10 protein-coding genes and 1 pseudogene are annotated in these 11653 nt (G+C 70.9%); 6 read left to right on the top strand and 5 right to left on the bottom strand.

The window, feature by feature from the left end; all coding sequences use genetic code 11:
* The first annotated feature begins 139 nt into the window (after window positions 1–139).
* On the top strand, window positions 140–283 hold the full coding sequence (locus C0216_RS33745) for a hypothetical protein (protein ID WP_162793383.1): 144 nt from the start codon (window positions 140–142) through the stop codon (window positions 281–283).
* Window positions 284–313: 30 nt separating this feature from the next.
* Here C0216_RS33745 and C0216_RS32515 read toward each other — a convergent pair whose 3' ends face one another.
* Entirely contained in the window at window positions 314–1375 is a 1062-nt protein-coding gene (locus C0216_RS32515) for a hypothetical protein (RefSeq protein WP_216827150.1), read from the bottom strand.
* A gap of 180 nt (window positions 1376–1555) precedes the next feature.
* On the opposite strand from C0216_RS32515, the gene C0216_RS32510 reads away from it, so the two are divergent.
* The 3 genes from C0216_RS32510 (at window position 1556) to C0216_RS32500 (ending at window position 3016) form a co-directional block, all read left to right on the top strand.
* The gene (locus C0216_RS32510) at window positions 1556–2191 is read left to right on the top strand and encodes a Tat pathway signal protein (protein WP_246043018.1); all 636 of its coding nucleotides are present in this window, start codon (window positions 1556–1558) and stop codon (window positions 2189–2191) included.
* 219 nt (window positions 2192–2410) lie between these two features.
* Window positions 2411–2680 (top strand): hypothetical protein, encoded by a 270-nt coding sequence (locus tag C0216_RS32505; RefSeq protein WP_114059362.1) that lies wholly within the window; start codon window positions 2411–2413, stop codon window positions 2678–2680.
* A 138-nt stretch (window positions 2681–2818) separates the two neighbouring features.
* Window positions 2819–3016 (top strand): hypothetical protein, encoded by a 198-nt coding sequence (locus C0216_RS32500; protein WP_162793359.1) that lies wholly within the window; start codon window positions 2819–2821, stop codon window positions 3014–3016.
* 15 nt (window positions 3017–3031) lie between these two features.
* Here C0216_RS32500 and C0216_RS32495 read toward each other — a convergent pair whose 3' ends face one another.
* Together C0216_RS32495 and C0216_RS32490 are read right to left on the bottom strand one after the other, a co-directional pair.
* The gene (locus C0216_RS32495; protein WP_162793381.1) at window positions 3032–3658 is read right to left on the bottom strand and encodes a GOLPH3/VPS74 family protein; all 627 of its coding nucleotides are present in this window, start codon (window positions 3656–3658) and stop codon (window positions 3032–3034) included.
* A gap of 125 nt (window positions 3659–3783) precedes the next feature.
* The gene (locus C0216_RS32490) at window positions 3784–5157 is read right to left on the bottom strand and encodes a hypothetical protein (protein ID WP_114059359.1); all 1374 of its coding nucleotides are present in this window, start codon (window positions 5155–5157) and stop codon (window positions 3784–3786) included.
* A 232-nt stretch (window positions 5158–5389) separates the two neighbouring features.
* Here C0216_RS32490 and C0216_RS32485 point away from each other — a divergent pair, with 232 nt between their 5' ends.
* Window positions 5390–5851 (top strand): hypothetical protein, encoded by a 462-nt coding sequence (locus C0216_RS32485; RefSeq protein ID WP_162793380.1) that lies wholly within the window; start codon window positions 5390–5392, stop codon window positions 5849–5851.
* Window positions 5848–7080: a hypothetical protein gene (locus C0216_RS32480; protein ID WP_114059357.1), complete on the top strand. Its 1233-nt coding sequence runs from the start codon at window positions 5848–5850 to the stop codon at window positions 7078–7080. Before C0216_RS32485 ends, C0216_RS32480 begins: the two co-directional genes overlap by 4 nt.
* A gap of 789 nt (window positions 7081–7869) precedes the next feature.
* On the opposite strand, the pseudogene C0216_RS35270 reads toward C0216_RS32480, so the two are convergent.
* Together C0216_RS35270 and C0216_RS35265 are read right to left on the bottom strand one after the other, a co-directional pair.
* Window positions 7870–8955, bottom strand: a pseudogene (locus C0216_RS35270) (polymorphic toxin-type HINT domain-containing protein); the annotation flags it as partial.
* Window positions 8956–9305: 350 nt separating this feature from the next.
* Entirely contained in the window at window positions 9306–11354 is a 2049-nt protein-coding gene (locus tag C0216_RS35265; protein ID WP_114059355.1) for a hypothetical protein, read from the bottom strand.
* Window positions 11355–11653 lie beyond the last annotated feature (299 nt).

Raw genomic sequence — 11653 nt, 5'->3', positions numbered from 1 at the left:
GCGGGGCCGAGCGGGTGAATCGGGCCGGGAGTGCCGGGGCGCGTGTGCGGGCAGCCCGGGACGGGGCTTCCAGGCTTGCGGTCATGACGAGTGGGACCACCGGCGGCCGTCTGCGGCGCGGCTGCCTGGACGCGGCCACGTGACCGAGCGGCTGCCCCCGGATGTCTCCGACGATGCCCTGCGCACCTTCACCCGAGCCCCCGAGCGCGAGTTCCACGAGCTCCGCGACGACGTCGACCCGGCGGGCCGGCCCCGGGAGCGCCCGGCCTGCCATTCCTTCTGACGTGGCGGCCCCGCACCCCGCGCCCGTACGTCACAGGAGGTCGGGCTTCCAGATCGTGCGGTCCGGGTGGACGTGGGCTGTGGGGGAGAGTTCGTACGAGCCGGCGTCGGCGTTCGGCGGGACCACCCAGCCGACGCCCTGGTAGGCGTACGGAACCGGCTCGCGCGGGATCGAGCAGCGGGCCGGGTCGGTGATGACCGTGCGGCCCGGGGGGACGTCGACGGGCTGCGGGTTCGGTGCCTCCGGGCACGCGTGGAAGGCCTTCTGCCGTGCGTACTGCACCTTGACCCGGACGCGGGCCGTTGCCGCGCGGTCGGCCTGGTTCGTGAGTTTTACGGCGAACGCGACGCGGTCCGCGTCCACCCGGGCGCACACCCGCCAGACCACCGACTCCGGTCCGGGGACGGGCTCTCCGCAGCGGCTGTCGGCGCCAAGGGTGTTCTTCTCCAGACCCGGTTGTTCGAGGGCTGCCGCCCGCGGGGTCGTCGCCGGCTGCGGGGCGGTGGCGGGCATTGCGGTGTCCGGGGTCGTGCGGGCGGAGGCCAGGTAGGCGACGAGGGCTGCTGCCGCCACGCCCGTCGCGGCCGCTGCCGCCAGGCGGGATGCCGTGCGGCGCCGCCTGCGTGGCGGTGCGGGGCGGGTGCTCGCGGATGGGGGCGCGGGCGGGGCGTCCGGGGCCGCGGGATCGGGGGCGGTGCCGCGGAGGTGTTCCACCGCGCGTTTGCGCCAGTCGCGGGGGTGGAGGGCCTCCAGTTGGCGTTGGAGGTCGTCGATGCGGGCGGCGAGGGCGGCCAGGCGGTCCGCCGGCGGGCCCTCCAGGCCGAGTTCGCGGACGATGGCCCGGGTGGTGGCCGCGCCGGGCAGGCCCGCGCCGCTCAGCCAGACCTGTTCCCGCCCCCGCAGCCACAACGACACCTTCGGCGCGGGCGTGCCCAGCCTGCGCGCCAGCCAGTTCTGGTACCGGCCCTCGGCGGCGAGGGCGTCCTTGACCGCCGCCGACCAGTCGTCCAGTGCCCCGCCGAACGCCCCGGCCAACTCGGTGAACGGCGGACCGGCACTCCCGGTGCTCCCGGCACTCCCCAACGCGACCACACCCCTGAACATGTTGCACCGACTCACTGAAAGCGCAGGTCGGAGCGGTGTAACCGGGGGTGCAGCATTCCACCGGCCGCCACCCCTCCTCCGGCCCCGGACCCGCGGCCATTGTCGTTCCCGGCGGTGCGACGGACGCACCGCTCAGGCCGGGGTTCACCCGGAGAGGAGAAGAACGACGTGATCCGATCACTCACCCGGGCAGGCCGCCGCCGCGCCGCCTTCGCGGTGCCCCTGCTCACCGCCGTCCTGTGCGGCGCCGCCTCCCCCGCCGTGCTGCCCGCGGGGCAGGCGCAGGCCGCGGCGGGCGGGCGGGTCTGCTTCTTCCAGGACGCGGAGGGGGCGCGCGGCGCAGGGCACATCGCCTGGGCCGTCCGCGACCCGGGGAACTCCCGGCACTGGATCTGGGGCGCGACCGAGAACGCCGAGGGCGACTCGTACACCGCGCCCGGCAAGCCGAACGGCAGCTGGATCGCCGGCGGCACGTGGGAGAAGCTGCGCACGAGCCTGAAGCCGGACAGCGGGCACCGCAAGGGCTTCTACGACCACTACCGGTGCACGAACACTCCCGGCGGCGACCTGCGGGCGGCGCAGCGCACCTACGAGAACATGAAGGCCAACGGCTACCAGGTCACCCACAACAACTGCCTGACCAAGGCCATTGCGATCTTCCGCAAGTACAGCCCCTCCCTGGGCGCCGGCCGCCTGCCCGACGGTCAGGCCACCCCGCCGAACCGGTACTTCGGCGCCGTCCTGAACAAGGCGCCCGGGTGGGAGAAGGCCCGCGTCTACACGCCCGCCAAGGGCCGGAAGTGAGGTCCGGTATGTGCCAGCGCTGCAAGGGCGACGGGAAGTGCACGACCTGCGGGGGCTCCGGGTTCCGGGGCTGGAGCGGGGCGAAGTGCGACAGCTGCAAGGGGAGCGGGGACTGCAAGGCGTGTGACGGGCGGGGCTGACGCGCCGCCGTCCCTCGCCCTCGCCCTGACCCGATCCGGTCGTGGGTTCGTACGCCGTCAAGACGAAGGGGGTTGGGCCATGCCGGCTTGGCTGGTCATCGCCGAAGAGGAGTCGGGCGCGCAGCGGCGCGTCACCGTCATCAGGACAGTGAGCGGGAACAGGACGCGGGAGGAGGCGCTGGGCGAACTGCTGAGGGCGGCCCGGACGTACGTGCCGCCCTCCTGGAAGAGCAAGGTACGGGTGGTCGGGCGCGACTTCGACGGCTCGTTCTGGGTGCTGCCCGACAGCGGCGGGGAGCGGGGCGCCGCCTCCTGCCGGATCCGTCTCGTCGAGCAGGTGCACCCGTAGCGAAGCCCTGCCCCGGTCTGCGGTGCCGGCCGCTCGTCGACCCTCTCGGTCGGCGGGCGGCCGGCTCCGTCCTGTGCGTGCCCTGCGGGCCGGTGGAGGGCGGGTCGGGGGGTGCTCGGGCGCGCGGCGGGTGGCGCGGTGGTCTTTCGCCACGAGCGGGCCGCACCCGTGCGCGGTACCTGGTGGCGGAGTTGTCGGAAGGACGAGGTCGGGGCGCGGCAGCTGGGCATGTCGGCGCGGACGTACCCGCGCCACGTCGCCGACCGGCTGCGGACCCTCGGCGCGTCGAGCCGCCCAACCGCCGCGCTGCTGGCACGGGAACGCGGCTGCATCTGACGCCCGGCCCCTTGGCTACGCGGAGGCGGCCGCGCCCTGGAGGTCCTGCACCGCCCGCTGCACGGCCGCCGACACGGGTGCGGCGTCCGCGGACAGGGCGGCCAGCCTGTCCTTGAGGGCGCGGCGCCGGTCGGCGGGCAGGGCGGCGGCCAACTGGCCGCCCGCGTGGGCGATCCCGGCCAGCAGGGCACCCCGGCCGGCGTCCGCGCCGCCCGCCGCCTCGGCAGCTGCGGCCACTGCCGCCCGTACGCCGCGGGCGGCGGCGACGCCGTCCGCGGTGAGCGCGGCCTTGTTCAGCGGGAACACCCCGAAAACCCGGTCGGTACTCTGCTCCACGAGCCCGTCCTTCTCCAGGCCGCGCAGCACCTCGCGGATCGACTCCCGGCCGTCCTTGCGGACCCAGTGCAGCCACTTCCGGTCCGGCTCAGCCCCGACCTGCTCCCACAGCCGCCGCAGCACGGCGTCCTGCGGCGCCTGCCCGGCGGCGCGGGCCGTGCCCGCACGGTCGGCGAGGGCGCCGCCGTCGAGCAACTCGGCGAGCAGCGCCCCGCGCACCGCCGGAGCGAGGGACTGCCGCACGGGAAGCCGGCCGCCCTCGTCGTCGAAGGCGAGCAAGACCATGTCCTCTGCGAGAGTCCTCACAACGTTCCTCCGCAACGGCGCCGACCGACTTACCTGTTGATCCTGTCGACGGCAGGGCCGGATCCGGCCGTACCGGCACACGTTCCGAAAGACTGGCCGAGAACCCCCGCCACCTGCCGGTTTCGTCAGGGGGCGCGGAACATCAGGGTGCCGAACATCCCCGCACGGGTCTCGGTCATGGCGAGGTTGCCCGCCCTGTAGTCGATCGCGAGACCTGTGACCGGCAGCAGCGTGCGCGGGGCGGTCACACTGCTGATCGGCGTCCGGGTACCGTCGCCGGAGGTGAAGGCGTACATGGTCATGTCGGAGGTGGTCCTCCCGCCGAGGACGTACACCGCGTCCGCATCGGCACCGACAAGGCGGGGCACGGTCACCGCCTCCACGGGCCGGCTCCACCGCATCGCCCCGGTCTTCAGGTCGAACGCCGCCACGTGGGCAGGGGTGTCGCTGATGGTGCTTCCCGCCGTGACGAAGACGGTGGTGTCGGTGAACCGGATGTCGAACATGCTGTCCGGCCGCCAGTAGGTGCCGATGCCGCGCAACTCGGCGTGACCGACGGGGGTGGTGAGCGCGATGCGGCGCGTGATGGCCCCGTCGGCCGCCAGGAGCAGCAGCTCGGGCGCCGCCTCGGAGGGGGGCGTGACGAGGAGTGCCTCGGGGTGGTCGGACACCAGGTGCAGGTACATGCCGTCGCCGAGCGGAACACGCTCTGCCGCGGGCTTGGTCTGGCGGCCCTTGCCGTCGAGGGTCACGAAGGAGTAGTTCGGCCTGGCCGGTGCGCCCTTCTCACTGAGCATGACGGTGATGCGGTCCCCGCGGACGGCCATGTCGTCGTTGTAGACGAATTCCTGCCGGGCGACGCCCGGGTTGGACCACGCCCACGCCCGGCTGTGGTCCTTCTGCAGGCCGACCACGGTGTTGGGCGTCATGACGGCGAGCACGTCGCCGGCCCAACCGAGAGCCGCGGTCTCGCTCGTGAACGGCTTCCCGGCCACCGCGGAGCCGGTGACCGACGTCGTCCAGACGACGGCGCCGTCCCTGCCGGTGTCGACCAGCGACACATGTTCACACGAGGCGCCACGCCCTTCCGGGTCGCCCTTGATCCAGGCGACCGCCCCCAGCCCGTCCGCGGACAGGGTCGGCGTCATGGCACAGAGGGTCGCGCCGGGCTCGGGGGGTTGGACGCTCCCCTTGGACTGCCCGGTGGCCGCGTCGAGGATCTCGACACCGCTGCCGCGGCCCACGTACAGGGCCGACGCAGTGTGCCACGTCGCGTGGAGGGTGGTGTGGAAGGGCTTCCCGGTCGCGGTGGGCGACATCCAGGCGGGCGCGAGCTTCGGGGGCGCGAACGGCGGCCGGGGCGTCGGGCTGCTCTTCGACTCGGCAGCCGGCTTCGGCCCGCACCCGGTGGCGGCGGCCGCCATGACTGCGGAGGCGACGGCGGGCAGCAGGACGAACCGCGCCCAGCGCCGGAGGCGGAGCGGGTGATGGGAAAGCACGGGGTGTTACGGGCCTTTCGGTGCACCCGGCTCGGCAGGAGCGGATCCGACGCCACTGCGCGAGTCGGATGATCAGACTGTCAACGTTAGGCTGAGACTAAGCCTTTCGCGGCGCACGGCACGTCGGACACCCCGGCGCGAAACCGCAGGTGCAGCACGGATTTCGTTCGTGTGCACGGGTGCGGTCGTGCGAGACTCCCGTCCTCATCGAAACGGGGGGGTCAGGGTGTACGTGCGTAACAGGCCGGTGGTGGTGGCCGTAGCCGCTGCGGCGGTGCTGCTGTCGGGCGGGTGCGGCGGAGCCGCGTCCATGTCCTCGTCGGGCGCGACGAGTGGCTCGCCGATTGACCGGGTCGCCGTCGACGGTGACCTCCGCAAGGCCCTCGCCGCCGCCGGACTGGACCACGCACAGGCGATGACCACCTCCGAGCGGGGCGGTGTGAAGGACCCGGACAGGGTCAACTGGTACGGCACGGCGAAGTCCGCGGACGCCGAGAAGGCGTTGCCGAAGATCGGGGCGGCACTGGAGCGTGCCGGCTGGAAGCAGGACGGCGAGCGGACAGCGGCCGACTTCCTGTCCTACCGGAAGTCCGACTGGCGCATGGTCGTCAGCCGCATCCCCGGAGCGGATCTGCAAAGCGTCTCCGCGGACAGCAGCATGGTGCAGCTGCTGGCCAGTCGGCACGGCGCATGAGCACCGGCCCCCGGCGCGATATCCGCGCACTCTCTCCGGAAGCGGGCCGCATCAACGGCGACGGCCTCCGGGCGTACGCCGCCGAGGAGCTGGCCGACTGCGCCCTGGACCAGGCCGAGCCGTCGTGGCGGCGGCGGGCCTGCGCCGAGGCGCTGCACGGCCGGGTCCCGCAGACGCACCTGGAGGCGCTGCTGGCGTGCGTCCGCGACCCGCACGACGCGCACGAGGTGCGCGTGGAGCTCCTGGGCCTCCTCTCGGACCGCGAGGAACTGCTGCCGTGGCTGCGCCACGAGGACCGCCGGGCAGAGCGCGGCTACCGGATCGAGCAGCCCGTCCTCCGGGCCCGTACCCGGCTCGGCGACCTCACGGCCCTCGCGGCGGTGGCTGACCTCGCCTTCCGCCCCGGCTGGCGCGACCGGATGGCCGGCGGGGAGTGCCTGGAGACCCTGGTGGACCGTCACGGCGCCGCGGCCGTGGCCGACGCACTCGACGGCCTCGACGAGGCCGAGCCCGCCGTCCGCGCCCTGCGCATTCGCCTGCGCGACCTCCGCGGCGAGGACATCACCGACGCGCTGACCGACCCCGACCCCGAAGTCGCATACGCCGCCCAGGACCTTATGGCCGACACGGACCGACTGCGCGCGTACCTCGCCGAAGCCCCCACGGTCGACGCCGCGCTCTGGGCGGCGTACGCCCTGTACCGCCTGACCGAGGACCCTGCCCCGGCGCGCGCCGCGTACGAGGCGCTGGGCCGGCCGCGGGTCGAGGTGGAGGGGCTGGACGAGGACGTCCGGCGGGCGATCGTGCACGAGTACGTCCCGTACTGCGGGAACGGCACGGACCCGCGCTGGCGCCTGGAGGCGATCTGCACGGACCCGCCCGCACGCCCCGACCAGGAGGCCCAACTCCACCGCGCGTCGGCGGCCCTGACGGCGGCGGGCCTCGCCCCGAAACCCCCGGTCCACTGCGGCGAAGCACACCAGCAGGGCGACGGCACGTACCACGTGATCGAGTACGCGGACGGCCGCGAGGTCTCGATCAGCACCCTGGGCCCCTGGGCAGGCGACTTCGAGGGCGATCCCCGGGCCCGAGCGGCCCTGGAATCCGCGGGCTTCCACTGGATAGACGCCTCGACGGGCGCCACGCACGTAACAGGCCTGCACGTCTACTACTTCGGCTCCCGCCACTCCCTGGACATCCACACGCTCCTCTACTACTGGCAGGATTGACTTCCCTTGCCGCCTCGTCACTGCCGTCACCATGTAGAGAAGCCCCGCCGGGAAAGCTGTCCAGCGGGGCTTCGAATTCTTGCTACTTACAATTCGGCGCGACGCCACACTGACACTGCAACATCACGCGCCACCGGCACACCCTACACCGGCACTCGGCTTACTGTTCCACTGAATTCGACACCAGGCTCCGAAAATCGCCCTTCGCTAGGGACTCGACGGCCCTCAAAATCTCGGATCTTGTTACCGATTGGACGACGAGCAAGTTCGGCACGGCGAAACAGGAGCAATCCGAAGCCAACTCGTCATTGATTTCTTGGGTCAGGCGATCCCGGTCATAAACCGTAAGTTCAAAGGATCGACCCCCAGCGCTTACCACTACCCCAACCAGATACCCTTTGGCCTCGGTCTCAGCCTCATAGCCATCGAGATAGTCGGGGAACTCGACTTGGTAACACGTCGCCAAATTCATCCACCCCCGCCGCATATGCATCGAATTTTCGATAGCTCCTCAGCATATCTCGCCGGGGTTAGATTCGCCCCCGGAGCAGGCACAATTTCATGATGCCTCGGATCCTTGCCCCGCTGAATTACTCGAAGCGTACTAGGCATAGATGCCGTATCAATTCCATGCGGCCTGAAACCACGGCTCGAGATACTTGTAGGGTTATCAAACAGGGAAACACCGTGCGTTTCCTTCACGAATCCCGTCTCGGCGTCCACCTTGTAGTCGTTCGGCCTCGGCACAAAGCTCGGCTGACCGTCCTTGGCACCGCGATAATACTCTGCTGGCCCGCAGTTGGCATTGTGTACCAGGACGGGCGTCCCGCCCGCCAGCACGTAGTACGTGTGGAGGTCTGCGACCGTGAGGTTGTACGTCTTTGCGTGCTGGGTGAAGGGGTGGTTCGCTGTCAGGATGGCCGTGGTGCCGTCGCTCGTCTGGAGCGTCATGCCGGGCCTCAGGTCGGCGGCGTCCAGCCAGGCGTTTTCAGATGGCGACCAGAAGGGGTGCTCGTAGGTTGCTGTGAGTTCCGTGATGCCTTCCGGCGTCGCGATGGACAGCTTGTTGAAGTGCTTGTCGTTCTCGGTGACGATCAGGCGGGTGACGGGGCGCTTGCCGGTTTCGCCGGAGCGCGGGTCGGTGGCCCTGACCTCGTCGCCGAGTTGCACGTCCTCGATGCTCTTGGTCGTGCCGTCGGCCATCTCGACCTTCGTGCCCGCGAGGAAGCACTGGCAGCCGGTCACCTTCTCCGTCGATATCTTGCGGTAGTTCGCGGGCATCGCCCTCGGCGTCGCCCGGACATTGATGTTGCGACCCTCGAAGGGCCCGTACACGGCTTCGACGGCGAGGCCGTGCTGGATCACGTAGTCCCTGAGCTCAGCGCACTTGATCTCTTGGCAGGCATTGATCATCGCCTGCGTCTTGATGATCCAGTCATCCTGCTCGGAAAACCCGTAACTCCGACCGAACCTCAAGGTCTGCTTGACGTACTGCTGAATGTAAATCTGGATGAAGAGCTGCTTCTGCTCCTTGGGAAGCCGGATCGAAAGTCCGTAGTTGTCCTCCAGTGCGGTTGGAGCCCGGTACCGGTTGTAGCTGTCGTAGCTTCCCGTTATCCCCTTCTTGCGGGTGGGGTCATCGGCCGGCTTCTTGTCGTCGCGCGGGTCGTAGTTGCCATCGCAGTGGCCGTTCAGGCAGTCCGTCTCGATCAGGCCCGACGGGTCGGAGAGCGTGACCGGGTTGTTGCTGGAGTAGACGTACCCGTGCATCTGCTGCGAGCTGGACAGGTCCATGATCGGGTCGACCGAGATGAAGCGGCCCGTCAGCGGGTCGTACTCGCGGGCTCCCAGGTGGGTGAGGCCGGTGTCGGTGTCCTTAGTGCCGCCGACGAAGCCCTTGTCGCCCGCCCACGACTCCGGCTGCGGGCCCCGGGCCTCGCCGAAGATGCCCGTCTTGCGGCGGGTCACCGTCTGCGCCGCGTCCCCGGTCACCTGGATGGTGCCCGTGCCGTGGTGGTCGGCGAAGAGGTACGTCAGCTTGCCGCCCTCGCGCATCGCCACGCCGCCGTAGTAGCGGGTGCCCGACACGGCGCCGGCCTTGTCCAGGCGCAGTTCGTTGCCGCCCGGCAGGTACAGCGTGGTGCCCTTGCTGTCCTTGCGGAGCAGGCGCTGGCCCGCGGTGTCGTAGACGAAGGAGTTGCTGGAGGTGCCCTGGTTGAGGGTCTTCAGGTGGCCTTCAGAGTCCCAGTCGAGGTACTGCGTCTCGGTGTCCGCGCCGGTCTTGCGGGTCTTGGTGTTGCCGGCCGCGTCGTAGGTGAAGACCTCCTCGTGCGGGTCGACTCCGGTCTGCGTGACCTTGGGCAGGTCGTGCTTGCCCGGCGTCGGGGCCTGGTAGGTGCGGACGATGTCGGCCGCCGGGCCCGAGGCCGTCTTGCGCTTGGTTCGGTCTTGCGGTTGCCGACCGCGTCATAGGTGTACGAGGTCCAGTACGGGTCCTCGCCGCCGATGACAGCCGCCGACGGGGCCGCCGCGCAGGTCTCGCCCTGGTTGGTCCACGCCTGCGTGATGCGGTTCAGCGCGTCGAGGTTGACGCACTGGGTGTCCGTGGTGCGCAGCGCGTCCTGCCCGTACGCGGTGGCGATGGACGTGATGCTGCCGGCCGGGTTGTAGCCGTACTTGGTGTCCTCGATCCGCTGGGGTGCGGTGTCGCGGTCGGTGTAGGAGCGGGTGACCTGGCCGGTGTGCTCGTCGTACTCGGTGGTGCGGTACAGGCGCTGGCCGAGGGCTCCGTGCTCGGAGCGGGTGGTGCGGCCGTAGTGGTCGTACGCCATGGCCGACACGAGTCGGGTGGTGCCGGCGCCCATGCTGTTGAGGAGGCCTGAGACCGACTTGTAGGTGCTGCCGACCGTCTCCGCCGGCAGGCCGCCGATCGCGGGGTGCTTGGTGGTGAGGACCTGGCCGGCGATGTTGTAGGTGTTCGTCCACTGGTAGGTGCCGGCCAGGGCCCCCGTATCCGGGGTGGCCGGGATGGTCACCGTCGTGGCGAGCGGCTGGTACAGGTCGTTGTAGGAGAGGATCTCCGACTCGTACGCCTTGCCGCCCTCGTAGCGGACGGACTTGGCCGGGTGCCCCTTGGCGACGGTGTCGTGGACGTGCGCCGTCAGGGTGGTCGCGCCCTGCTTGGTCGCGACCGGACGGCCGAGGTCGTCGTAGTCGGTGTGGAGGGTGATGCCGCGGGCGTCGGTGACGTCGGTCGTCCGGTCCCCGGCGTCGTAGGCGGTCTTGGTGACGCCCTTGTCGGGGTCGCTCGCCTCGATCTGGCGGCCGCGGACGTCGTAGGTGTACGTCCACTTCGCGTTGCCCGGGTCGGTGACCTGCGCCAGCAGCCCCAGCTTGTTGTACGTGTAGTGCGTCGACTGGGATGCCGTCCGGGCGGGGTCGGTGTACTGCTTGCGCTCGATGACGCGGCCGAGGGCGTCGGTGACGTCGGTGGTGGCCACTCCGCCCGCGGGCGGGACGACCGTGGTGGTGTCGCCGGTGTAGCTGGTGGTGGTGCGGCGGGTCTCGGTGCCGAACTTCTTGGCGATGACCGCCGTGGGCCGGCCGGCGCCGTCGAAGACGGTGTTGGTGGACGACGGGTAGGCGGTCTCGGCACCGGTCACCAGGTCGGGCGACGGGGCTCCGTCGGCGTAGTAGGTGCCGGAGCTGCGCCAGGCCAGGCCGCGGGTGTCGTAGAACGTCTCCGAGACGAGGCGTCCGGCCAGGTCGGGCGACTGCGTCTGCGTCTGGCGCTCGCGCAGCAGGCCGTCCTGGATGGAGTGGACGACGGAGTACTTCTGGTCGTGGGTCAGGGTCTTCGACGTGGTGACGTTCGGGCCGCTGTTGCGGATCGTGTACGCGAAGACGCGGCTGGGGGAATCGGGGTAGGTGGCCATCAGCCGGTTCGGCAGCCAGACCTTTGTCATGCGGCCGAGGGCGTCGTAGGCCGTGCTGGTGGCCTTGCCGTTGGCGTCGGTGACCTTCACCGGCTGCGAGCGCAGCGGGTCGACCTCGGACGTGACGGTGTGGCCCAGCGGGTTGGTGACCGTCATCGAGGTGGGCGCCTCGCCCGTGGCCGGCGTGTACGCGGTCGTGGTGACCTTGCCGTAGGCGTCGGCCGAGGCGAGCTGGCGTCCGTGGATGTCGTAGCAGAGCTCGTTCTTCGCAGGGCCGCAGGTCGAGGGGACGCTGGAGACGGTGTCGTAGCCGTCGCCCCCGTCGTTCTGCTGGTGCACTTCTCGTCGCCGGTCTTGGCCGTGTCGCCGGTCTCCGAGACCCAGTCCACCATGCCGAGGTCGTCGTGGTGGGTGGTGGACTCGACCGTGCGGGTGCCGCCGGCGGTCGTCGTGCGGGTGGACTGCTTCTCCGTGCCCGTCTTGACGGCGACCAGGTCGGGCAGGCCCGCGCGCATGCGGGTGGCACTGAGGGCCGAGACCCACGGCGTGACGGACATGGCCGTCAGGAGCTTGGCCGTGTCGTCGCCGTTGTCGAGCGCGGTCTCGCGCGGGGTGCCGGCGAAGACGTCCCGGTCGGT

This window comes from Streptomyces globosus (assembly GCF_003325375.1).
Classification (GTDB): Bacteria; Actinomycetota; Actinomycetes; order Streptomycetales; family Streptomycetaceae; genus Streptomyces; species Streptomyces globosus_A.
The sequence above is the reverse complement of the archived record's forward strand: the minus strand, read 5'-3'. Positions and strand labels throughout refer to the sequence as shown.

What these genes read in the sequence shown, in the direction of transcription:
- C0216_RS32480 (WP_114059357.1), top strand. Translation starts at nt 5,848, where the DNA reads ATGAGCACCGGCCCCCGGCGCGATATCCGCGCACTCTCTCCGGAAGCG.
- C0216_RS32505 (WP_114059362.1), top strand. Translation starts at nt 2,411, where the DNA reads ATGCCGGCTTGGCTGGTCATCGCCGAAGAGGAGTCGGGCGCGCAGCGG.